Annotated in this window: 21 protein-coding genes and 1 pseudogene; 4 read left to right on the forward strand and 18 right to left on the reverse strand. The window is 71.4% G+C overall.

Translation table 11 applies throughout. The annotated features are described in order from the left end of the window. Nucleotides 1-109: 109 nt before the first annotated feature. Together NX794_RS13860 and NX794_RS13865 are read left to right on the forward strand one after the other, a co-directional pair. Nucleotides 110-937, forward strand: coding sequence for a helix-turn-helix domain-containing protein (locus NX794_RS13860; protein WP_258778795.1), 828 nt, complete (start codon nt 110-112; stop codon nt 935-937). Then, complete coding sequence (locus NX794_RS13865) at nt 934-1,140, forward strand: DUF397 domain-containing protein (protein ID WP_258778796.1); 207 nt, start codon at nt 934-936, stop codon at nt 1,138-1,140. Before NX794_RS13860 ends, NX794_RS13865 begins: the two co-directional genes overlap by 4 nt. 86 nt (nt 1,141-1,226) lie before the next feature. Here NX794_RS13865 and NX794_RS13870 read toward each other — a convergent pair whose 3' ends face one another. Both NX794_RS13870 and NX794_RS13875 read right to left on the reverse strand, forming a co-directional pair. Continuing rightward, a complete protein-coding gene (locus NX794_RS13870; RefSeq protein WP_258778797.1) occupies nt 1,227-1,895 on the reverse strand; it encodes a peptidase E in 669 nt (222 codons plus the stop codon). A gap of 102 nt (nt 1,896-1,997) precedes the next feature. Beyond that, nucleotides 1,998-2,600 carry a TetR/AcrR family transcriptional regulator gene (locus tag NX794_RS13875; protein ID WP_258778798.1) on the reverse strand — a complete coding sequence of 201 codons (603 nt, stop codon included), beginning with the start codon at nt 2,598-2,600 and terminating at the stop codon, nt 1,998-2,000. 91 nt (nt 2,601-2,691) lie between these two features. On the opposite strand from NX794_RS13875, the gene NX794_RS13880 reads away from it, so the two are divergent. After that, a complete protein-coding gene (locus tag NX794_RS13880; RefSeq protein WP_258778799.1) occupies nt 2,692-3,474 on the forward strand; it encodes an MBL fold metallo-hydrolase in 783 nt (260 codons plus the stop codon). A 102-nt stretch (nt 3,475-3,576) separates the two neighbouring features. Here NX794_RS13880 and NX794_RS13885 read toward each other — a convergent pair whose 3' ends face one another. The 14 genes and pseudogenes from NX794_RS13885 to NX794_RS13950 form a co-directional block, all read right to left on the reverse strand. Beyond that, on the reverse strand, nt 3,577-4,098 hold the full coding sequence (locus NX794_RS13885) for a hypothetical protein (RefSeq protein ID WP_258778800.1): 522 nt from the start codon (nt 4,096-4,098) through the stop codon (nt 3,577-3,579). Further along, a complete protein-coding gene (gene ctaD / locus NX794_RS13890) occupies nt 4,095-5,795 on the reverse strand; it encodes an aa3-type cytochrome oxidase subunit I (RefSeq protein ID WP_428985901.1) in 1,701 nt (566 codons plus the stop codon). The genes NX794_RS13885 and ctaD overlap by 4 nt, the downstream gene beginning before the upstream one ends. 162 nt (nt 5,796-5,957) lie before the next feature. Then, the gene (locus NX794_RS13895; protein WP_258778802.1) at nt 5,958-6,611 is read right to left on the reverse strand and encodes a vitamin K epoxide reductase family protein; all 654 of its coding nucleotides are present in this window, start codon (nt 6,609-6,611) and stop codon (nt 5,958-5,960) included. Then, complete coding sequence (locus NX794_RS13900; protein WP_258778803.1) at nt 6,608-7,177, reverse strand: hypothetical protein; 570 nt, start codon at nt 7,175-7,177, stop codon at nt 6,608-6,610. Before NX794_RS13900 ends, NX794_RS13895 begins: the two co-directional genes overlap by 4 nt. 361 nt (nt 7,178-7,538) lie before the next feature. Continuing rightward, entirely contained in the window at nt 7,539-8,300 is a 762-nt protein-coding gene (locus tag NX794_RS13905; RefSeq protein WP_258778804.1) for a thioesterase II family protein, read from the reverse strand. Between the two features lie 109 nt (nt 8,301-8,409). Then, nucleotides 8,410-9,657: pseudogene (locus NX794_RS13910) on the reverse strand (MFS transporter); the annotation flags it as partial. Beyond that, nucleotides 9,651-10,175 carry a GNAT family N-acetyltransferase gene (locus NX794_RS13915; RefSeq protein ID WP_258778806.1) on the reverse strand — a complete coding sequence of 175 codons (525 nt, stop codon included), beginning with the start codon at nt 10,173-10,175 and terminating at the stop codon, nt 9,651-9,653. The pseudogene NX794_RS13910 and the gene NX794_RS13915, both read right to left, overlap by 7 nt. A gap of 1 nt (nt 10,176) precedes the next feature. Continuing rightward, on the reverse strand, nt 10,177-11,394 hold the full coding sequence (locus NX794_RS13920; RefSeq protein ID WP_428985902.1) for a type III PLP-dependent enzyme: 1,218 nt from the start codon (nt 11,392-11,394) through the stop codon (nt 10,177-10,179). Further along, nucleotides 11,391-12,722 carry a DUF6271 family protein gene (locus NX794_RS13925; protein WP_258778808.1) on the reverse strand — a complete coding sequence of 444 codons (1,332 nt, stop codon included), beginning with the start codon at nt 12,720-12,722 and terminating at the stop codon, nt 11,391-11,393. The genes NX794_RS13920 and NX794_RS13925 overlap by 4 nt, the downstream gene beginning before the upstream one ends. Next, nucleotides 12,719-13,765, reverse strand: a complete 1,047-nt coding sequence (locus NX794_RS13930) for a phytanoyl-CoA dioxygenase family protein (RefSeq protein WP_258778809.1) — start codon at nt 13,763-13,765, stop codon at nt 12,719-12,721. The genes NX794_RS13925 and NX794_RS13930 overlap by 4 nt, the downstream gene beginning before the upstream one ends. A 162-nt stretch (nt 13,766-13,927) precedes the next feature. After that, nucleotides 13,928-15,439 carry a glycoside hydrolase family 3 protein gene (locus NX794_RS13935; protein WP_258778810.1) on the reverse strand — a complete coding sequence of 504 codons (1,512 nt, stop codon included), beginning with the start codon at nt 15,437-15,439 and terminating at the stop codon, nt 13,928-13,930. Nucleotides 15,440-15,446: 7 nt separating this feature from the next. Further along, nucleotides 15,447-16,277, reverse strand: a complete 831-nt coding sequence (locus tag NX794_RS13940; protein ID WP_258778811.1) for a carbohydrate ABC transporter permease — start codon at nt 16,275-16,277, stop codon at nt 15,447-15,449. Further along, entirely contained in the window at nt 16,274-17,272 is a 999-nt protein-coding gene (locus NX794_RS13945) for a carbohydrate ABC transporter permease (RefSeq protein WP_258778812.1), read from the reverse strand. The genes NX794_RS13940 and NX794_RS13945 overlap by 4 nt, the downstream gene beginning before the upstream one ends. 200 nt (nt 17,273-17,472) lie before the next feature. Further along, entirely contained in the window at nt 17,473-18,750 is a 1,278-nt protein-coding gene (locus NX794_RS13950; protein WP_258778813.1) for an extracellular solute-binding protein, read from the reverse strand. Nucleotides 18,751-19,062: 312 nt separating this feature from the next. Here NX794_RS13950 and NX794_RS13955 point away from each other — a divergent pair, with 312 nt between their 5' ends. Beyond that, complete coding sequence (locus tag NX794_RS13955; RefSeq protein ID WP_258778814.1) at nt 19,063-19,893, forward strand: GntR family transcriptional regulator; 831 nt, start codon at nt 19,063-19,065, stop codon at nt 19,891-19,893. A 19-nt stretch (nt 19,894-19,912) separates the two neighbouring features. Here the strand turns inward: NX794_RS13955 and NX794_RS13960 are convergent, their stop codons facing one another. Both NX794_RS13960 and NX794_RS13965 read right to left on the reverse strand, forming a co-directional pair. Then, nucleotides 19,913-20,344 (reverse strand): DUF6299 family protein, encoded by a 432-nt coding sequence (locus tag NX794_RS13960; protein WP_258778815.1) that lies wholly within the window; start codon nt 20,342-20,344, stop codon nt 19,913-19,915. A gap of 141 nt (nt 20,345-20,485) precedes the next feature. Continuing rightward, entirely contained in the window at nt 20,486-20,884 is a 399-nt protein-coding gene (locus tag NX794_RS13965) for a RidA family protein (RefSeq protein WP_258778816.1), read from the reverse strand. Nucleotides 20,885-21,118 lie beyond the last annotated feature (234 nt).

Raw genomic sequence — 21,118 nt, forward strand, 5'->3', positions numbered from 1 at the left:
GGGCGATGTGGCGTGACGCCCGGCGCCGGTGCGGGGTTGAGCAAGGACGGCACGCGCGAAGTCTTCGGAGGTGGCTGTGACAGGGACGAGGCCGCAGAGCGGTGACGGGATGGAGTCGAACAGCAGCGATGACGAGGAATCGGCGGCGGTCCTGCGGACCGTCGGCCGGGTCCTCAAAACCTGCCGCGAGCGAAAGGGGCTCACCCAGGCCGAGTTGGGGGCGGCCATCGGATACAGCGAGGAACAGGTGTCCTCGGTGGAGCGGGGCCGACGTGCACCGAGCCTGGCGTTCCTGGAGGCGGCGGACCGGGTCCTGGAGGCCGGGGGCCTGCTGATCGGCCTGCGGAAGGACGTGGAGCAGGCCCGGTACCCGAAGAAGGTTCGGGATCTGGCGAAGTTGGAGGCGGAGGCGGTGGAGATCTGCGCCTATGACAACTCCGCCCTCAATGGTCTCCTTCAGACGCCGGAGTACGCGAAGGCGTTGTACGGGATGCGGCGTCCGCCCTTCGACGAGGAGGAACTTGAGCGCCTTGTCGCCGCGCGCCTGGCACGGCAGGAGGTCTTCGACGGACAGCCCACCCCCATCTTCAGCTTCGTCCAGGAAGAGGCGACGCTGCGCCGTCCGGTCGGGGGCAGAATGGTGATGCGGAGGCAGCTCGAACACCTGTTGGAGATTGGTCGGCGGCGAAACGTGGAGATCCAGGTGATGCTCACGGCTTGTGAGGATCACGCCGGTCTAGCAGGGTCGTTCAAGCTGCTTCGGCTCCAGGAAGGGGACACCGTGGGACACAACGAGGTACAGCTCACCAGTCGGCTGATCTCCCACCCCAAGGAAGTCCAGGTCCACGAGATCCGCTATGGCATCATCCGTGCCCAGGCCCTCACGCCCCGTGAGTCGCTGGCCTTCATCGAAAAAGTGCTGGGAGATACATCATGACCAACCCCCCGACGGGGAACGGTTCCGCGCTGGAGTGGTTCAAGAGCAGCTACAGCACGAATGACGGTCCCGACTGCGTGGAGGTCGCCTTCGCCCCCGAACAGACCATCCACGTAAGGGACTCGAAGCACGCACAAGGCCCCCAGCTCGCCTTCGGGCCTCAGCAGTGGGCCGCGTTCCTCCCCCACGCCGCGCATCGCTGACGTACGGCAGGCTGACGCCCCGTGTCCGGTTTCGTGCCGGGCGCGGGGCGGCGGCGTTCAGGGCCTACGAGACGTGGCCACGTGCGTCACGGGTGGAACCGCCACCGGCCCTCGGAGATGACATCCAGCTTGCCGTCCCTGACACGGACGGCTGTCTCGTCGTCGATGAAGTAGATCGGGAAGTCCGCCCGCGCGGCGATGTGGTCAGCCCAGGCGTCGTCCCGTTCGGGGAAGTCCGGTGAGTACAGGTGCGGCTTGAGGTACCAGTCGAAGAGGCCGAACGGCGGTGCCACGGTCGTCGCGCCGAGCACGTGGAGGTCGGCGGTGTCGCCGATGACGTCGGCGGAGTGTTCGGTGAGGTGACGGCTGAAGATCATCGATCCGGCGCTGAATCCGACGTAGACCCGGCTCTCCAGTGCCTCCAGGAAGCAGTCGGCCAGGCCGTTGCCGGTGATGCTGCGCGCGAGGTGGTAGTGGTTGCCGCCCCCGACGTAGATGACGTCGGCGTGGAGCAGCCGGTCGCGCACCAGCCGCCGGGGCAGGCCGTTCAGCTCCAGGACGTCGAACTCCCGCCAGCCGAGGCCGTGCAGCCGGTTCAGGTCCGCGACGAACCAGCCATGGTCGCCGGGCTCGGCGAGGGACGCCGTGGGAACGTACACGGCGTTGGCCGATCCGAACGGCTTGCCCAGCATGTCCCGCAGCGCGTCCCGCTGCGTCTCGTTGCGCAGGCCGCTCGCGGTCAGGAGAAAGTTCATCGGGCGAGACAAGCACGGCTCGCGGGTCCACGCAACGCACCCGGGATCCACCGATACCGCGAGTGGAGACGGCCGATCGGGTAGCGGTCGGCTGTCGTGCGGTCAGGACCGGCTCAGCGCCCGCTCGATCGCGAGGCGGGCCCGGTCGGCGGCCGACCGGTCATGCTGGAGCTGCATGGCCGCGTTCAGCGCCAGTCCGGCGGCGATGATCTCGAACAGGGCCTGGTCGATGTCGAACCCGGCGGGCAGTTCGGCGTTCTCCACCGCTGCGGTCAGGTCCGCCCGCAGTTGTTCCTGCCAGCGCGACCACACTTCGGCCACCGCGTCGCGGACCCGGCCGGGGCGCCCGTCGTACTCGCTGAGGGCCGCCGTCATCAGGCAGCCGCCGGGCAGGAGTGGCGCTTCCAGGTAGCCCACCGAGTTGGCGCACACCGCGCGCAGCCGCCGCAGGCCCGGCGGTTCGCCCAGCGCGGGCTCGACCACCCGGTGCCAGAAGTCCACGAACGCCTTGTCCAGCGTGGAGATCTGCAGCGACTCCTTGGTGCCGAAGTGCTTGTGCACCCCGGACTTGCTCATCTCCAGTGCCTCGGCGAGTCGGCCGATGGTGATGCCGTCCAGCCCTTCCTCGGAGGCGATCTCGGCGGCACGGCCGAGGATGCGGCCCCTGGTGGCCTGCGCTTCGGCTACGGAGCGGCGTGGCGACATGCGACAAGCATAGCGTACGAGCGTCCGCTATTTACTTAGAGAACGTGCGTACGCTAAATTCGCCGTCGTCACCGAGAGCAAGGAGTACGGGATGCGAGTGCGACGGTTGGGCTGGGCAGGACTGGAGATCGAGGCAGGCGGCAAGCGGCTGGTGATCGACTACGTCCGGGACATCTCCCCGCTGTTCACGGGATGGAAGCCCGGCAAGTGGCTGGCAGTGCCGACCGGCCAGGTCGATGCCGCGCTGGTCACCCACCTGCACCGGGATCACACCGACGCGCCCGCGCTCGCGGAGGTGCTGGCACCGGGAGCGCCGGTGCTGCGACCGGCTCCCGGCCACGGTGACGACGTGGACAACATGACGACGTTGCTGGCTGAGAGTGAGTTGACCGGGCACCGATTGGCGGCCACCGTGGTCGACGTCTGGTCCACCCGTGAGATCGGGCCGTTTCGCGTCACCGCCGTCCCGGCCGTGGACGGGCTGGGCGACCCCCAGCTGAACTGGGTGGTGGAGGCCGACGGACAGCGGCTCTTCCACGGCGGCGACACCATGTTCCACGGCTACTGGTGGCTCATCGCGCGCCGGTTCAGCCCGTTCGACGCGGCGTTCCTGCCCGCCAACGGCCCCGTCGTCGACGCGCCGCACCTGCAACCGCCGAGCCCGATGCCCGCCGCGCTGGACCCGAGGCAGGCGGCTGCGGCGGCGGAGATCCTCGACGCCCGGTACGTGGTGCCGATCCACTACGAGCCGGAGCAGCCGGACAAGATCGCGGGCTACGTCGAAGTCACCGACCCGGCGGGGGAATTGCGCGAGCATGCCGGAGCGCGCGCACGCGTGCTGGCCGTCGGTGAATGGCTGGACCTGACCACATGAGCGGACCGTGCTGAGCTTGGTCCGTGATACGACGGCGCCGCCGACGCGGGCGTGCCGCCGCGCCCTCCCCCAGGGGTGGGCGCGGCGGCCGTCGCGGTGTCGTCAGCGGCGCGTCGTGTGGGTGTGAGCCACCGCCAGGCCCAGGAAGAGGAGCAGGACCGCCGTCGGCACCAGGGTCGCTGCCAGCCAGTCCGCCGGGGACTGCGGGCCTGCGGCCAGCCTGAGCGCGGCTGTCGTCGTCGCCGCCGCGAGGCCCGTGGCGAGGAGGGTCGCCACGACAGGGCGGGAGGGACTCGGGGTGCTGGTGACGTGGAGTGCGGACCAGTGGGAGGCCGCCTCGCGTTGTTCTCGGCGGTGGCAGACGGCCGCGGCGGCCCGGAGGAGGACCGCGGCCGTCGTGCCGGCCGCGGCCAGGGTGAGGGGCGGCCACCAGGACGGTGTCGTCAGGAAGACCGCCGTCAGCAGTGCCGCCGTGGACCACAGCGTGACGCACGCCGTGGCCGCCGTGCGGTGGGACGCGGGGCGGTCGGGGCCGGCTCGGAGGGTGAGGAGGGCCGGGACGTACCAGGCGGAGCCGGCCAGGGTGAGGAGGCCGGTGCCGAGGGCCAGGGCGGGGTGGGTCATGACCGGGGTGCCGCTTCCAGTGCCGCGATCTCGGGGTGGTGGAGGTCGAACGCCGGGGACTCGCTGCGGATGCGCGGCAGGCTGGTGAAGTTGTGGCGCGGGGGCGGGCAGGAGGTGGCCCACTCCAGGGAGCGGCCGTAGCCCCAGGGGTCGTCGACCTCGACCCGCTTGCCGTACTTCGCCGTCTTCCAGACGTTGTAGAAGAAGGGCAGGACAGACAGGCCCAGCAGGAACGAGCCGATCGTCGACAGGGTGTTGAGAGTGGTGAAGCCGTCGGCCGCCAGGTAGTCGGCGTAGCGGCGGGGCATGCCCTCGGCGCCGAGCCAGTGCTGGACCAGGAAGGTGAGGTGGAAGCCCACCGTGAGGGTCCAGAAGGTGACCTTGCCGAGCCGCTCGTCCAGCATCTTGCCGGTGAACTTCGGCCACCAGAAGTGGAATCCGGCGAACATCGCGTACACGACCGTACCGAAGATCGTGTAGTGGAAGTGCGCCACCACGAAGTAGGTGTCGGACAGGTGGAAGTCCATCGGCGGGGACGCCAGGATCACGCCGGTCAGACCGCCGAAGACGAACGTGACGAGGAAGCCGGTCGCCCACAGCATCGGTGTCTCGAAGGAGAGCGAGCCCTTCCACATGGTGCCGATCCAGTTGAAGAACTTGACGCCCGTCGGGACCGCGATGAGGAAGGTCATGAAGGAGAAGAAGGGCAGCAGGACACCGCCCGTGACGTACATGTGGTGCGCCCATACGGTGACCGAGAGGCCGGCGATCGCGATCGTCGCGGCGACCAGGCCCATGTAGCCGAACATCGGCTTGCGGGAGAACACCGGGATGACCTCGGAGACGATGCCGAAGAAGGGCAACGCCAGGATGTAGACCTCCGGGTGGCCGAAGAACCAGAACAGGTGTTGCCACAGCAGCGCTCCGCCGTTGGCCGCGTCGAAGACATGGCTGCCGAACTTGCGGTCGCACTCCAGGGCGAACAGGGCCGCCGCCAGCACCGGGAAGACCAGCAGGACCAGGACGGCGGTCAGCAGCACGTTCCACACGAAGATCGGCATCCGGAACATGGTCAGGCCGGGCGCCCGCATGCAGATGATCGTGGTGATGAAGTTGACCGCGCCCGCGATCGAGCCGAAGCCGGACAGCGCCACGCCCATGATCCACAGGTCGGCGCCCAGGCCCGGCGAGTGCACCGAGTCGGACAGCGGGGCGTAGAGGAACCAGCCGAAGTCGGCGGCACCGCCCGGGGTGAGGAAGCCGCCCGCCGCGATCAGGGAGCCGAACAGGAACAGCCAGAAGGCCAGCATGTTCAGCCGGGGGAAGGCCACGTCCGGCGCGCCGATCTGGAGCGGCATGATCCAGTTGGCGAAGCCGGTGAACAGCGGCATGGCGAACAGCAGCAGCATCACCGAGCCGTGCATGGTGAACGCCTGGTTGAACTGCTCGTTGGACATGATCTGGAGCCCCGGGCGGGCCAGTTCGGCCCGCATCAGCAGGGCCATCACACCGCCGACGATGAAGAACACGAAGGCGCTGACCAGGTACATGGTCCCGATCTTCTTGTGGTCGGTGGTGGTCAGCCACTCCGCCCACGACGGCCGCCGCCGGGCCGCCCGTCCGGTGTCCTCCCGGGCGGCCACCTCGCCCGCCGACGGGGCCTCGGCTCCCCGCCCGTCCGCCCTCACCTGTTGCATCTGCGCCTCGTCCACCGGACGACGTCCTCCCTGTCGTTCAACTCGCCGACACACTCACGCCGTCGGCCGCCGCCACATGATCACCGGAGGGGCGGGGGGTGCCGGTAGGGCCGAACAGCCCCCGAGGGGCGGGACAGGTGGGGACCAACGGCCCCTGTGGGGTCAGAGCAGCGAGCGCCAGTAGTCCCACCAGCGGGTGGCGACCAGCATGACGATGCTCAGGTACCAGGTCGCCGGCACCACCCAGTGGAACTCCGTCACCCCGGCCACCACCGCGCGCGGCGCCCGCAGGATGCCGTGCCGGAGGTTGTGCGCGGTGGTGTACCAGAACATCGCGATGGTGGCCGCCCAGGCCAGCGAGCACCACAGGCACAGCGCGCCGATCTCGTACAGCGCCTGCGTCATCAGCCGCATGCAGAAGCCGGTGCCGAGGGCGGTGCCCGCGTTCAGGCCGAGCCAGAACCAGCGCCGGAAGCGGGCCCCGGCCAGCAGCGCGACGCCGACGGCGGTGACCACCGGGTAGGTCATCAGGCCGAGCAGCGGGTTGGGGAAGCCGATCACGGACGCCTGGGCGCTCTGCATGACGTTCGTGCAGGACAGGACCGGGCTGAGGTTGCAGGAGGGCGAGAAGTGCGGGTCCTTCAGGAGCTGGATCTTGTCGATGGTGATCACGAGGGAGGCGAGGACGCCCAGTGCTCCGGTCACGATCAGCAGGAGGGCGAAGGGGCGGGAGGCGCCGGTCGCGCCTTCGGGGGTGATCGGCCGTCGCTCCGGGGGCACGGGCACACGGGCGGGGCGGGTGGTGGTGCTGGTCATCGGGGTCGGTCCGTCTCGTCGAGGGTCCGGGTGGGCGCCGCGCCCACGGTGGTCGTCCGGCGGGTGCCGGTGAGCGGGGGCGGGCCGGCTATCGGCTCGCGGACCGCTCCCTCGGGCCAGATCACCTCGGTGGGTACGCCGTGCGCGCGGGCGTAGGCCACCAAGTGGGCGGTGGCGTCACGGCCGTTGGACGGTGAGCCGTCCCATACGGCCAGCAGGCGGCGGCAGTCGGCGATCATCCGCTCGTCGGCACCCACGCACGCGTCGCGGTCGGCCGGGTCGTACTCCAGCAGGCGCACCTGCCCGGCCAGCATGAGCAGTTCGCCGGTGGCCAGGCGGTCGGGGGCCGGTGGCGGCGCGGGCACCAGGTGCCGGGTGGGTGTCAGCACCACCAGCGGGCGTCCCGCCACCCGCGCCGCCCGCCCGAACGCCAACGGGGTTCCCGCGCCCGCGCGGACGAGTCCCGGCCCCTGTCCGGGCAGGCGTTCCAGCACCGCGCCCAGCTCGGCCTCCACCAGCCGCAGCGTGTCCGGAGCCAGGTCGGCGTGCCCGACCGCAGTGATCATCTCCCCGCTCACCTCCCGTCGTCACGGGTCCCTCGCCCCTCATGGGCGGGCCCGCGAGGAAAGTGAACTCAGCGTGTCCGGGCGGCTACTAGGGCCGAACGGCCCCCGATGCGCGCCGTTCGAGCCGTTCGAGCCGCTCTTGGCAGCGGTACCGAGCGGCGGCGCGGGCATAGACGGAGCCGGCTCGGGCGGAGGAGGAAAGACGACGGTCTCCGCCCGAGCCGTGTGTCGTACCGCGGGACGGTGCGGTACGCGGGGCCGCCGGTGAGGTGGGGACCCGGAAGACAGTCAACCCTCCGAGTCCCGCCGCCGATAGGGCCGTTCGGCCTCTTACCGGCGGAACGTACCGGGCCGCCCCGGTCTAGCGGTCCGCCGTGTCCCGGGCGCCCCACGCGCCGATCAGCTCCGCCAGTTCCGCCCAGCGGTCGGCCAGGTAGAAGTGGTTGCCGTCCGGGAAGACGCGCAGGGTGCTGCCGCGGGAGGTGTGGACGCTCCAGGCGGCGGCCTCGGTCTCGGTGACCCGGGGGTCGCGGTCGCCGACGAGCACCTCGATCGGGGCGTCGATCACGGCGTCGGGGTCGGAGCGGTGGGCGGCGAGCGCCCGGTAGTCGGCCCTGAGCGGGGGCAGGATCAGCTCGCGGAGGTCGGGGTCGGCGAGCAGCGTCGCGTCGGTGCCGCCGAGCAGCTCGGCCTCGGCCACCAGGCCGGCGTCGTCCAGCCGGTACGCCGGTTCGTCCCGCCGGGTGGAGGGCGCCCGGCCTCCGGAGGCGAACAGGACCTCGGGCGTGACGCGCTGGGAGACCTCGAAGGCGAGGACCGCGCCCATGCTGTGCCCGAAGAAGCCCAGCCGGCCCCCCGTCCACGGGGCGAGGGCGGCGGCGATGTGGCCGGCGGTCTCGGTGAGGTCCTCCGGGACGGGCTCGGCCATCCGGTCCTGGCGGCCCGGGTACTGGACGGCGAGCACCTCGACGTGCGGGTGCAGGAGCCCCGACAGCGTGTGGAAGTAGCTCGCCGAGCCGCCCGCGTGCGGGAAGCACACCAGCCGGGGCCGGGCGGGGCCGTCCTCGGGGGCGGGGTGGTACCGCCTGATCCACCGTTCGCCGTCGACTGCAAGGCCGGACATACGTCTCCCTCCCTGGACCGGTCACCGGACCGGGCGCCGCACCCGCGGCGCACGCCCCAGCATGCCGGACCGGCGGGAGGGACCGCGCCACGAGCCCCCTATGCTCCCCCTACGCGCCCTCGGCCGCCGGTACGGCCGTCCCCGCCGCCGGTGCCGGGGCGGTGCGGCGGGCGAAGGGGATCCAGGTCGCGGTGAGGGTCACGATGAGGGCGCAGACCGCGACGGTGGCCATGCCCAGGGTGAGGTTCGCCGCGCCCGCCACGAACCCGATCACGGCGGGACCGCCGAGGAGCCCGGTGGTGCCCATCGCGGCCACCAACGCCAGTGCCTCCGGGCCGCGTTCGGCGGCGGCGACGTACACGCACGGGGTGACGGCCGCCGCGCCCAGGCCGACGCAGGCGAAGCCGAGGAGGGTCGGGACCACCCCGCCGGCGAGCAGCGCGAGGGCGAGGCCGACGGCGGCGACGGCGCTGCCGACGCGCACCACGGGCCCGTCGCCGAAGCGGGTGCGCCAGCGGTCGGCGAGCACCCGGGCCAGCAGCATCATGACGGAGACGACGGCGATGCCGAGCGGGGCGACGGCCGCGGAGGCCTTCACCACGTCCTTCATGTAGAGGGTGGACCAGTCGTTCATGGCGCCCTCGGTGATGGTGCCGAAGGCCATGGCGAGGCCCATCAGCAGGGTGGTGCCGGACGGCACGGTCCAGCGCCGGCGCTGTTTCGGGGCGTCCGCCGGGGCCTCCCCCGAGGTGTCCGCCGGGGCGGGTGCGGGGGCCGGTTCGGTGAGCAGGCCGGAGCGGGCCCCGGCCAGCAGGAGCAGCAACAGGGCGCCGGCCACGGCGAAGTGGGCCGGGACGGAGTCGGTCAGGGTGGTCGCGCCGGAGGTCAGCAGGGCCGCCGCGAGCAGTCCGGCGCTGAAGGTGGCGTGCAGCTGGGACATGGCGGTGCGGTCGTACGCCTTCTCCAGCGCGGCCCCCTGCGCGTTCATGGCGACGTTGAGGCAGCCGACCGCGACCCCGTCGGCGCAGACGGCGAGGAGCGCGAGCGGGTAGTTCGGTACGACCGACAGGGCGGCCAGGACGCCGAGCAGGGCGAGCGCCGACAGCAGCGACAGCAGCCGGGAGCCGAGCCGCCGGGTGAGGACGGCGACCAGCGGGAAGGACGCGGCGGCGCCGGCCCCGCAGGCCATCAGCAGCAGGCCCACCTCCCCGGCGCCCAGGTCGAGGCGGGTCTTGAGCGCGGGGAGGCGGGAGACCCAGGTGCCGTACTGGAAGCCGAGGAAGCAGAACAGGGCCGCGATCGACCATTTGGCGCGCGCGAAGGGGAGCGAGGGGGCGTGCGGGCGGGTCATCAGACGGCTCTCCGTCCATCGCGTGGCCGGGTGGCGGCCACCGGTGCCGACATGTAGACCGCGTCGTCGCCGTAGCCGGGCGGGAGGGCGGCCTCGGGGTGGCTCCGGTAGCCGTTGGCCTGCCAGAACGTCTCCTTGCCCGCGACCGCGACCAGCGAGATGGTCGCGAAGCCGCGGGTGGCGGCGGCGTCGGTCAGATGGCGGACCAGGCGGGTGCCGAGGCCCCGGCGGCGCAGGGGCGCGGCGATGACGAGGTCGTGCAGGTGGAGGTTGGCCGAGTGGTGCGTGACCTGTTCCGGGCGGGACAGGTCGGGGCAGCGGAACCTGGGGTAGGGCAGGGCGAGGACGTAGCCGGCGATCCGGCCGTCCAGCTCCAGGACGAAGCAGGTGCCGGCCGCGGCCCGGCTGCGCAGGGTCGCCTCGCCCTCGGCCAGGGAGAGGTCCGCGTACGCCTCGGTCTCCAGGGCGGCCAGCCGGGGCCAGTCGGCCTCGGCGATGCCCCGGACGCGGGTGGGGTGGCTCATGTCAGTGCCGTTCTTCGGAACTCGGGGCCGGGGAGCCGTCGGTGTCGCCGCGTACGCAGACGCTGGGCAGCGGGCGGACTCCGTTGAACCCCTGGGTCATGTAGCTGGTGGCGTAGGCGCCGGCGGAGAGGATCCAGACCGGGTCGCCGGAGGTGAGGGCGGCGGGCACGGGTACCGGGTGCCGGCCGCCGCCGTAGGCGTCGTCGCTGTCACAGGTGGGGCCGGCGACGACGGCCGGGACGTACGGGTCCGTCGCGGGCCGGGTCGGGAAGACCAGGCGGTGGGTCACCTGGTCCATCTCGTAGAGGCCGTTGTACTTGCCGCAGCTCAGGTAGAGCCAGTGGTCGTGGGTGCCGTCGGGGCGGCGGCGCCGGGTGAGGCGGGAGACGTGGGCGCGGACGGCGCCGTGGTCGGCGACGAGGTGGCGGCCCGGTTCCATGACGAGGTCGAGAGGTGCGGGGGTGAGGCCGCGCAGGCGGTCCATGCCCTCGCGGAGCACGGTGAGGATCTTGTCCAGGGGCGGTACGAGGGGCTCGCCGCGCAGGTCGCGGTAGCCGAGCGCGGGCAGGCCGCCGCCCAGGTTGACGTGGTCGGGTACGACGCCGTGCGCGGCCAGCGCGGTCAGGGTGTCGGCGAGGGTGTCGAGGGCCTGCTGCCAGGCCTCGCCGGTCATCTGCTGGGAGCCGACGTGGACGGAGAGCCCGGCCGGGGTGAGGCCGAGGTCGCGGGCGGTGGTGAGCACGCGGACGGCGTCCTCGGGTGAGCAGCCGAACTTGCGGTTCAGGCCCCACAGGGCACCCTCCCCGCTGGTGGCGAGGCGGCAGAAGACGCGGGCGCCGGGGGCGTGCCGGGCGATGGCGGTGACGTCCTCGACGCTGTCGGTGGCGTAGTCGCGGATGCCGAGCCGGTGGGCCTCGGCGATGTCGTGGTCGGACTTGATGGTGTTGCCGTAGTGGACGCGGTCGGCGGGGGCGCCGGCGCGCAAGGCCTGGGCGATCTCGGCGGGGCTCGCGGCGTCGAAGCCGGCTCCCCGGTCGGCGAGGCAGCGCAGGACCTCGTCGACGGGGCAGGCCTTGAGGGCGAACCGGACCTTGATGCCGGGCAGTTCGCGCAGGAGGGTGTCGTACTGGGTCTCGATGCCGGTGAGGTCGTAGACGACGCGGTCGCCGTCGGCGGTGCGCAGTGCGGTGGTCAGGGGAGTGCTGGTCGTCACGGTCAGCCGTCCATGGGGGCGAGCGGGGTGGTGCGGGCGGCGCGGACGAGGGCGGGCCAGGCCTCGGTGAGGCGGGCGTAGTCCTCGATGTCCTGCTCGGCCTCGTCCAGCAACCGGTCGCGGTCCGTCGCCAGTTGCTCGGCGAAGGCCGCGTACCGTCCGCCGAGTTTGCGGTAGGCGGTGTCGACCCGGTCGAGCCGCCAGACGTTCTCGGCGCGGTCCAGGGCGGTGCTCTCGCGCAGCAGGGCGGTGACCGTCCCCGGGCGGACGTGCCGGTCGGCGTCGAGGAGCCGGTCGCCCTCGGCGGCCATCCGGTCGTAGACGTGGTGGAAGTAGCGCATCGACAGCAGGAACTTCACGAACCGCCGCTGGTAGGCGGGGAATCCGGTGTCGGTGCGGCGTTCGGGGGTGTGGAAGTTCTCGATGTGCCGGTTGTGCTGGATGCCGGGCAGCCCGGCGTCGTGCACGAGGTGGAGGAGGAAGTAGTCGCTGCCGATGGTGTCGGTGGCGGGTGGCAGCGGCACCCGTTCGTAGACGGCGTGGTCGAAGGCGACGTTGCACATGTCGACGCGCATCGGGTCCACGACGGTGAGCGTGGCCAGGTCGCCGGTGAAGGGGTCGGTGCCGGCTCCGGTGAAGGACTCCTCGACCAGGTCACGCTTGCGTTCCTCGGACCAGTCGGCGGACGCCCACAGGCCGACCACGTCGTGGTAGACGGCCTCGTCCAGGTCGCGTATCTCCGCTATGTCGACGGAGAGCGCGCCGATGAAGGAGGCGCCGACGAGGGAGACCGGGCGGTCGGCGCGGGCCGGGTCGAGGCCGGTGCGGACGCCGGCGGCGGTGGCCTCGGCGGCGGGGCGGCCGAGCCAGGGCAGCTCGTGGTGGACCGGGAACACCGGTTGGCCGGCGTGCAGTTGGTAGGTGCTGTCGGAGTCCCTGCGGTGCATGGAGTCGCAGCCGAGGGCGGCGGCGAGCAGGAAGGCGCGGTTGGTGCAGGCGCCGTAGGAGACGGCGGAGGGCAGCATCAGGTCCAGCAGCCGTTCGGGGTCCGGGAGTCGGGCCCCGGTGAGGGCGCGGCGCAGGAAGTCGCGCTGGGCGTCCTCGTCCAGGTGGTGGACGGTGACGCCCGGTGCGGCGGGCAGTTCGGCGACGACCCGGGCGTGGGCGGCGCGGGTGGCCTCGTCGGATGAGTCCAGGACCAGGAGTCGGACGTCGGCGCCGAACTCGCGCACGGCGTAGGCGGCTTCGGCGTGCAGGGCGGTGAGGGCGGCGGAGCAGGCCCGGTTGGTGGGCAGGGCGAGGCAGATCCGGGGCGCGGTGGGTGCCTGGTTCACTGGTCGGTCCGCTCCGTGGTCGTCCGCTCCGTGGTCCAGGAGTCCAGGCCGAGCAGCTTGCGGCCGAGGGGGTTCAGCTCGGCGGGGCCGTAGCGCTTCGCCTCGGGCTCGCGGGCGTCGCCGAGCAGGGTGCCGTTCCAGTCGGGCGTGGCGAGGGTGCGCCAGGAGTGCACGCGGGAGTCGCGCAGGGTGGTGTGCTCCTCCAGCGCGGGCATCATCGACAGGTACTGCACGGCTCGGACACCGTTGTCAGAGCGGTTCGGGGCGACGCCGTGCGCCAGCAGCCCGTTGAAGATCAGCAGGTCGCCGGCCTGGAGGTCGGGGCGGACCACCGGGAACTCGGCGCGGTCGGTGTTCGGGCGGATCGGGTCGCGGCCGGCCGGCTGGGCGATGCGCCACTCCTCGAAGCGGCGGAACAGCTCGGGTGCGCACTGGAAGCCGCCGAGGTCCGGTTCGGTGTCGTTGAGGGCGATGATGCCCTGGACGCGCTGCGGGAGCACGGCGAGGGTGGTGTCGACGTCCCAGTGCAGCTCGATGTCGAAGCCCTCGTCGGTCGCCTCGATCTGTGAGCGTGAACGGGTTCCCCGGTTGGGCGGGTTGAGGTTGAGCCGGTCCAGGGTGACCCACAGCTCGTCGCAGTCCCAGACGTCGGCGAAGGCGTCGTACACCCGCTGGGACTGGCGGCTGTCCCAGAGGAGCTGGTGGTGGTAGGCCTCGACGAAGCCGTAGATGAACAGGTGCTGGTCGAGTTCGGAGCGGAACTCCGGCTGGCGGTACCAGCTTTCGGGGTCGTCGGGGTCCAGGCCCTGGAATTCCCAGGCGAAGTCGAGCAGGCCCTTGGCCTCGCCGGGGGTGATGGCCTCGCGGACGACGACGTAGCCGTAGCTCTGCCAGCAGGCGTAGTCCTCCTCGGACAGCACGCGCAGCGGCCGGGACTTGTCGATGTCGCGCAGGGGTGTCTGGGCGAGGTAGGTCTCGCCGTCGGCGCTGAAGTAGGGGCGGCCGGTGGCCGCTCGGTGGAGGTAGGGGGCGGACGTCTGCATACGGTCACTCCGGGGTGAGAGGTGGTCGGGCACCTTCGGATCGGACGTGCGACATGTGCCGGTGGCATGCGCGAGAGCGCGGAGGGCCACCAAGTTCCCTGTGATTCGGAGGAGTCGGCCGCCCGCGCGTACCAGGGCGGGCGGCCGGTGGGGCCGGCTCGGTCAGCCGGCGACGACGGCCTCGGCCGCCGCCACACCGCAGACGCGCGCGGCGCCGTGGGTGACGATGTGCAGGGCGCCGCGCGGCGGGGCGCCGGGCAGGCCCATCTCGACCACCACGGTGTCGGGCCGGGCGGCGAGCAGGGTGTCGAGGGCGGAGCCCATCCAGGGGTGCCGGTGTTCGTCGCGGACGACGGCCACGATCCGGCGGCCCTCGGCGGCGGCGAGCACGGCGGTGCTCGCGTCGTCGCCGGTGAAGGAGCCGGCGGCGGTGCCGGGCAGCAGCCGCGCCAGCTCGGCGGCCGGGCCCCAGGGCGTCTGGTCGCCGACGGCGATGTTGGGTTCCGGGTTGAACTGGGCGACGTAGACCGGCTCGGTGACCGGTACGGCGCCCTGCGCGCGGGTGACGGTCAGCGCGCGGCGGGCTCCGGTCAGGCCGATCTCCGGGGCCGGTGTGGTCCGTCCGGCCAGGTCGCGGGACTCGGCGGTCCAGCGGGCCAGTTCGCGGACCCGGGCGGCGGCGTCGGCGAGCCGTTCCTCGGGCAGTTCGCCGGAGCGTACGGCGGCCACGAGGGCGTCGCGCAGGCCGAGCACGGTGTCCTCGTCGCACAGTCCGCCGCCCACGCAGATGGCGTCGGCGCCGGCCGCGATGGCGAGCACCACGCCGTTCTCCAGGCCGTAGCTGCCGGAGATGGCGCGCATCTCCATGCCGTCGGTGACGATCAGGCCCTGGTAGCCGAGTTCCTCGCGCAGCAGCTCGGTGAGCACGCGCCGGGACAGGGTGCCGGGGCGGTCCGGGTCGAGGGCGGGCACCAGGATGTGCGCGCTCATGACGGCCCGGGTGCCGGCGGCGATCGCGGCGCGGAACGGCGGGAGTTCGCGGGCGTAGAGGGTGTCGGCGTCGACGTCGATGCGGGGTACGGCGTGGTGGGAGTCGACGTTGGTGTCGCCGTGCCCGGGGAAGTGCTTGGTGCAGGCGGCGACGCCGCTGGACTGGAGGCCCTCCACCCAGGCGGCGGTGTGCCGGGCGACCAGGTCCGTGCTCGCGCCGAAGGAGCGGACCCCGATGACGGGGTTGTCGGCGTTGGCGTTGACGTCGGCGGAGGGCGCCCAGTCGAAGTTGACGCCGCAGTCGGCGAGGCGCCGGCCCAGTTCGCGGGCGACGGCGCGGGTGAGGTCCGGGTCGTCGACGGCGCCGAGGGCGAGGTTGCCGGGGAAGGAGGAGCCGGTGCGCACGTCGAGGCGGGTGACGTCACCGCTCTCCTCGTCGATGGCGACCAGCAGGTCCTCCCGCTCGGCCCGCAGCCGGCCGGTGAGCGAGGTGACCTGGTCCTCGCTGACGACGTTGCGGCCGAACAGGGCGACGGAGGCGAGGCCCTCCTCGATGCGGCGGCGCACCCAGTCGGGCGCGGTGGTGCCGTCGAACCCCGGCTGGAGCACCGCGAGGGCGTCCCGGCCGAGGGTGTCGCCCGCGGCGGAGCCGCTGCCGGATCCGGTGGTGGCGAGTGTGGTCATCGGGACGTCATCCCTTCACGGCGCCGTCGGTGAGACCGCTGACAGCCTTGCGTTGCAGGAAGATGAAGAGGATCAGGATGGGCAGCGCGAACAGGGACGAGGCGGCCATGGTGGCGCCCCAGTCGTCGCCGAAGGCGGTCTGGAACTGCGACAGCCACAGCGGCAGGGTCTGCTTCTCGTTGGCCTTGTTGAGGATCAGGACCAGCGGGAACTCGTTCCAAGCAGTGATGAAGCCGAACAGCGAGGTCGCCATCAGGCCCGGCGCGAGCAGCGGGAAGATCACCTTGCGGAAGGCCTGGGCGCGGGTGCACCCGTCGACCATCGCCGACTCCTCCAGCTCCTTGGGCACGGCGGCGACGTAGCCGCGCAGAGTCAGGATGGTCAGCGGGAGCACCATCATCGTGTAGAAGACGGTGAGCGGGATCAGGCTGTCCAGCATGTCGCTGTCGCGGACGATCATGTAGATGGCGATGATCATGACCTCCCAGGGGGCCATCTGCGCCAGCATGAACGTCACGATGAGCCCGCGCCGGCCCTTGAACCGCATCCGCGCCAGGGCGAAGGCGGCGAACAGGGCGATGACGAGCGAGATGACGACCGAGGACACCGTGACCGTCACGGAGTTGAGGACCAGCGTCCAGAAGTTGTCCGCGTTGACGGCCTTCTTGAAGTGCTCGAAGGTCACGTCGGTCGGGAACCACACCGGGTCGTCGGTGATGATGTCGCCGGTCGGCTTGAAGGCCGTGGCGAACATCCAGTACACGGGGAACACGAAGCCGACGAAGAGGACGACGGCGGTCGCGTTGGGCCAGATCCGGCCGATGAGCGAGCGCTTCACAGCTCGTCCTCCTCTTGCTTGAGCACCATGCGCAGGTAGTACGAGGTGATGATGAGCAGCGCCAGAATGGTCAGGAACGAGATCGCCGCGCCGACGCCGAAGTGCTGGTTGCCGACGCCCTGGACGTAGGCGTAGATCGGCAGGGTCTCGGTGAGGTGGTCGGGGCCGCCTTCGTTCATCGCGAAGATCTGCGTGAAGGACTTGAAGACCCAGATGACTTCGAGGAAGGTCGTGGAGTAGAGGAACGGCCGCAGGAAGGGCAGCGTCACCGAGGTGAAGCTCTTCCAGGCGCCGGCGCCGTCCAGGGAGGCCGCCTCGTACAGTTCCCGGGGGATCGTGGTGGTGGCGGCGTAGAGGTTGATCGCCACGAACGGCACCGACATCCACACGATCAGCAGGGTGACGACGGCGAAGGTGGAGAACTGCGTCTCCAGCCAGTTGTGGTCGGCCATCGAGTGCCAGCCGAGCTTGTCCAGCACCCAGTTGACGACGCCGAAGCGCTGGGCGAACAGCCACTGGTAGACGGTGGTGGCGGCGACGACCGGCATGGCCCAGGCGAGGACCAGACCCACCAGCAGCGTCAGCCGCATCTTCTTGCCGAGGCGCGCCAGCAGCAGTCCGATCAGGGTGCCGGCGCCCATGATGAGGACGACGTTGGCGGCGGTGAAGAAGACCGACCGCTCGACGACGTGCCAGAACTCCGCCTCGGTGAGGACCTCGCGGTAGTTGGCGAAGCCGTTCCACTCGGTGAGGTGCTGGATGAGCTGCCGCGGGTTGAGGTTCTGGAACGACAGCATGCCGTTCTTGACCAGGGGCCAGCCGAGCAGGATCACCGTGGCCAGCAGCGCGGGCAGCAGGAGCAGATAGGGGACGCCGGCGCCCCGGCGGGAGGACGCCCGGGAGGCGCCGTCCGCACCTCGCGGCGGCGCGGGCACCCGGGCCTTGCGGACAGCGGGCTTTCCGGCCGTGTCCGTGCCTTCGGTCTGCACTGACATGAGTTGCCATCTCTTCCGTGGCCGTGCGGGCGGATTCCTCGGCCGCGCGCACGGCGTTCATGGCCGGGCGCCGGCTCCCCCGGGCCGCGCGCACGGCGTCCGTGGCCGTGCGGGACGGCCTCGCGGCCGCGCGGCGCCGGCGGCCGGGCGCGCGGCACGGGTGTGCCGGGGGTACCCGATGGGCACCCCCGGCGTGGTCATCAGTTCTGCTGCGCCAGGCGCTTGTTGATCTCGCCCTCGACCTGCTTGGCGGCGTCCGCCGGGGACTTACCGTTCAGCACGGAGGTCATGTAGGACTTGATCGGGTTGGGGCTGTTCTCCACCGCGGCCCACTCGGGGATCAGCGGGGTGGTGCCACCGACCGCGGCACCGGGCGCGGCGGCCTCGGCGGCGGCGTTGCCCTTGAGGTTGCTCTCCAGCGACTCCTTGTTGGGGACGATGCCGTTGAGCTTGGCGAGCTGGCCCTCGTACTGGTCGGAGAGCGCGATCTTCAGGAACTCCTTGGCCAGGGACTGCTTCTTGCTGTTCTGCGCGACGGCGAGGTTGGAGCCGCCGAGGAAGACGCCCTCGGGCTTGTCGGCGGTCTCACCGGGGACGGTGAAGTAACCGAGGTCCTTCTCGATGGACTTGTTGGCCTGGATGGCGGTGGCGGCCTCCCAGCCCATGCCGATGAAGGCGCCGGTCTTGCCCTTGGCGAAGATGGTGGCCTGCTGCGGGGTGGCCTCGTCCTTGTCCTTGGGGGCCTTGGAGTAGGAGGCGTACTTCTTGTAGATCTCCATGGCCGCGGTGACCTTGGGGTCGCCGAGGTTGGAGACGTACTTGTCGCCTTCCTTCTTCACCAGGTCGGCGTCCTGGCCGATGGTCAGGCCGTCGAAGAAGTACCAGTTCTGGCCGGGCAGGTAGAGCGGCTCGGCGTCGGTCTTCTTGCCGATGGTCTCCAGGTCCTTGTAGAACTCGTCCCGGGTCTTGGGGGTGTCCTTGATGCCGGCCTTCGCCCAGATCGCCTTGTTGTAGATGACGACACGGTTGGCGAAGTACCAGGGGGCGGCGTACTGCTTGCCGTCGTAGACGGAGGACTTGGAGACGGACTCCGTCCAGTCCGAGCCGATCTGCTGCTTCACGTCGCCCAGTTCGGCGAGACCGCCGGTGGCGGCGTAGGCCGGGGTCTGGGTGTTGCCGACCTCCAGGACGTCCGGCGGGGTCGACTCGGAGAGGGCGGTGGTGATCTTCTGCTGGATCCCGTCCCACTTCTGGGTCTCGAACTTGACCTTCGCCCCGGTCTTCTTCTCGAAGGCGGCCTGAACGTCCTTGGTCCACTGCTCCGGCGCCGAGCCGTCCATCGTCCAGACGGTGAGCGTCTGGCCCTTCCAGCTCTCCGGACCGGCGTCCTTGCTGTCGTTGCCGTCGTCGCCGCCACACGCCGAGACGGAGACCATCATGCCCGCGATCACGATCGCGGCAGCAAGCTTGCGCTTCACGCCACCCTCCTCAGGGATGCCACTAACCCCCCACGCCCTCGGCGGTGACCTGCGTACGACGCTGTTGCACGTAGGGCTCGGGCCTGGTCACTAATGGTGTAGACCAGTAACGTGGAGCTTGGCCTAGACCTTTCGGGGTGTCAAGGGTGGTTTGAAAGCCGATTACGGCCGTTACGAGAACGTCATCGGAGTGCGTCCCTCCGCTTGTCACGTCCCGTTCGCCCGGCTTCACCCGGAGCGTTCAGTTGGACTAGACCATAGGGCAGTTGGTCGCTATAACGGGAGCCCATCGACACAGCCGGGAAGGCAGGCATGACCACCGACGTCAGCAGCGCCCAGCCACACAGGGGGACGCCCGGCCGCACCGCGCGCGTGCCGAAGTACTACCGGATCAAACAGCGGCTCCTGGCCATGGCCGAGGCGCTGGAACCGGGTTCGGTGATGCCGGCGGAGCGTCTGCTCGCCGTCCGGTTCGACACCTCGCGGACCACCGTCCGGCAGGCGTTGCAGGAACTCGTGGGCGAGGGCCGGCTCGACCGGATCCAGGGCAAGGGCACCTTCGTCGCCCAGCCCAAGCTGTACCGCACGCTCCAGCTCACCTCGCACACCGAGGACATGCGGGCCCAGGGGCTCACCCCGGCCTCGCAGATGCTGGACACCGAGGAGATCCCGGCCGACGAGAAGCTGGCCGGACTGCTCGGCATCGGCATCGGCGAACGGGTGCTGCGCATCGAGCGGCTGCGGCTGGCCAGCGGCGACCCGATGGCGATCGAGACGACCCACCTCTCGGTACGGCGCTTTCCCGGCCTGCGCGCCTGCCTCGCCACCCACCCCTCGCTCTACACCGCGCTCGCCGAGGTGTACGGCGTCCATCTCGCCGAGGCCGACGAGACCATCGAGACCTCGCTCTCGACGCCGCGCGAGGCCCAGTTGCTCGGCACCGACGTGGGGCTGCCGATGCTGCTGCTGTCCCGGCACTCCCGGGACGCGGACGGCACCCCGGTGGAGTGGGTGCGCTCGGTCTACCGGGGCTCGCGCTACAAGTTCGTGGCGGCACTGCGCCGCCCGGACGCGCGCCTCTCCCCCACCCTGGTCCGGCGGAGGAGCGCTCCGCCGGACCTGGAGGGTGCCGGGCCGGTGTGAGTCCGACGGCGCCGGGGGCTCACGCCTGGGCGAGGGTGACGTCCTGGTCGGCGACCGCGTGGAAGGCCGGCAGCGGCACGATGCCCGAGGGGCGCAGCTCCATGAGGGTGGCCTGCACATGGGCCGTGCCGGACCTGAGCGCCTCGGAGGAGACGGTGCCCGAGTTCTGCCAGCGGTGCTCGGCGCCGTCGCACCGGGCGCCGCTGCCACCGATGCCGTGCCTGACCCTCGGGTCGCGCTGGCTGAGCGAGGAACTGACGAACACCGGTCCGGTGCCCGCGGTGCAGCGGTAGGTGCCGGTCAGGGTCACCGTGCCGTCGGCCGCGAGGGTGGCCGTGGGGTCGACGGTGACGGTCTCGGCGGGATCGGCGGCAGCGGTGGCCGGTCCGACGGCGGTGCAGAGCAGGGCGACGGCGCCGAGGGCCGCGGCGAGCGCGGAGTGCAGACGCATGGGATACCTCCCGGTTCGGGTGGGTTTGACGGCTTCCACTGGTACCGGTCGGTCACCCCGGGACCCGTCATCGTCACCCCATCGGGGGCGCGTCATGGGCCCGTCCGGGAGCAGCGGCCCGGCCGCGGGAGTGTCCGCTCGTCACGGGAGTACGGCGAACCCGTCCAGTTCCACCAGCGCCCGCTCGTCCCACAGTCGTACGACCTGCACGACCGCCATCGCCGGGTAGTCACGGCCGGCCAGCTCGCGCCAGACGTGTCCGAGCCGGCCGGCCTCGGTGCGGTAGGCGGCGACGTCCGTGGCGTAGACGGTGACCCGGGCGAGGTCGGCGGGGGTGCCGCCGGCCGCGCGCAGGGCGGTCAGCAGGTTGCCGAGCGCGGTCGCGAACTGCTCGGTGAGCGTGTCTCCGGTGACCTTGCCGTCCTGGTCCAGCGCGGTCTGGCCGGCGAGGAACACCACACGAGAGCCGGTGGCGACGACGGCATGCGAGAAGCCGGTGGGCGGAGACAGCTCGGGCGGGTTGACACGCTCGGTGGTCACCGGGCCTCCCGGTTGTCGGTCGGACGGTCGTCGGTCTGGCGGGCTTCGGTCAGACGGTCGTCGGCCTGGCGGGCTTCGGCCTCCCGGTCGTCGGTCGGACGGTCGTCGGTCGGACGGTTGTCGGTCGGACGGTCGTCGGTCTGGTGGGCTTCGGCCTGGCGGGCTTCGGCCTCCCGGTCGTCGGTCGGACGGTCGTCGGTCGGACGGTCGTCGGTCTGGTGGGCTTCGGTCTCA

Source organism: Streptomyces pyxinicus (assembly GCF_024753135.1).
GTDB lineage: Bacteria > Actinomycetota > Actinomycetes > Streptomycetales > Streptomycetaceae > Streptomyces > Streptomyces pyxinicus.

Excerpts from the sequence above, each read along its gene's own strand:
- NX794_RS13860 (WP_258778795.1), top strand. The coding sequence starts at position 110 with ATGGAGTCGAACAGCAGCGATGACGAGGAATCGGCGGCGGTCCTGCGG.
- NX794_RS13865 (WP_258778796.1), top strand. The coding sequence starts at position 934 with ATGACCAACCCCCCGACGGGGAACGGTTCCGCGCTGGAGTGGTTCAAG.
- NX794_RS13870 (WP_258778797.1), bottom strand. The coding sequence starts at position 1,895 with ATGAACTTTCTCCTGACCGCGAGCGGCCTGCGCAACGAGACGCAGCGG.
- NX794_RS13875 (WP_258778798.1), bottom strand. The coding sequence starts at position 2,600 with ATGTCGCCACGCCGCTCCGTAGCCGAAGCGCAGGCCACCAGGGGCCGC.
- NX794_RS13880 (WP_258778799.1), top strand. The coding sequence starts at position 2,692 with ATGCGAGTGCGACGGTTGGGCTGGGCAGGACTGGAGATCGAGGCAGGC.
- NX794_RS13885 (WP_258778800.1), bottom strand. The coding sequence starts at position 4,098 with ATGACCCACCCCGCCCTGGCCCTCGGCACCGGCCTCCTCACCCTGGCC.
- ctaD (WP_428985901.1), bottom strand. The coding sequence starts at position 5,795 with ATGCAACAGGTGAGGGCGGACGGGCGGGGAGCCGAGGCCCCGTCGGCG.
- NX794_RS13895 (WP_258778802.1), bottom strand. The coding sequence starts at position 6,611 with ATGACCAGCACCACCACCCGCCCCGCCCGTGTGCCCGTGCCCCCGGAG.
- NX794_RS13900 (WP_258778803.1), bottom strand. The coding sequence starts at position 7,177 with ATGATCACTGCGGTCGGGCACGCCGACCTGGCTCCGGACACGCTGCGG.
- NX794_RS13905 (WP_258778804.1), bottom strand. The coding sequence starts at position 8,300 with ATGTCCGGCCTTGCAGTCGACGGCGAACGGTGGATCAGGCGGTACCAC.
- NX794_RS13915 (WP_258778806.1), bottom strand. The coding sequence starts at position 10,175 with ATGAGCCACCCCACCCGCGTCCGGGGCATCGCCGAGGCCGACTGGCCC.
- NX794_RS13930 (WP_258778809.1), bottom strand. The coding sequence starts at position 13,765 with ATGCAGACGTCCGCCCCCTACCTCCACCGAGCGGCCACCGGCCGCCCC.
- NX794_RS13935 (WP_258778810.1), bottom strand. The coding sequence starts at position 15,439 with ATGACCACACTCGCCACCACCGGATCCGGCAGCGGCTCCGCCGCGGGC.
- NX794_RS13945 (WP_258778812.1), bottom strand. The coding sequence starts at position 17,272 with ATGTCAGTGCAGACCGAAGGCACGGACACGGCCGGAAAGCCCGCTGTC.
- NX794_RS13955 (WP_258778814.1), top strand. The coding sequence starts at position 19,063 with ATGACCACCGACGTCAGCAGCGCCCAGCCACACAGGGGGACGCCCGGC.
- NX794_RS13960 (WP_258778815.1), bottom strand. The coding sequence starts at position 20,344 with ATGCGTCTGCACTCCGCGCTCGCCGCGGCCCTCGGCGCCGTCGCCCTG.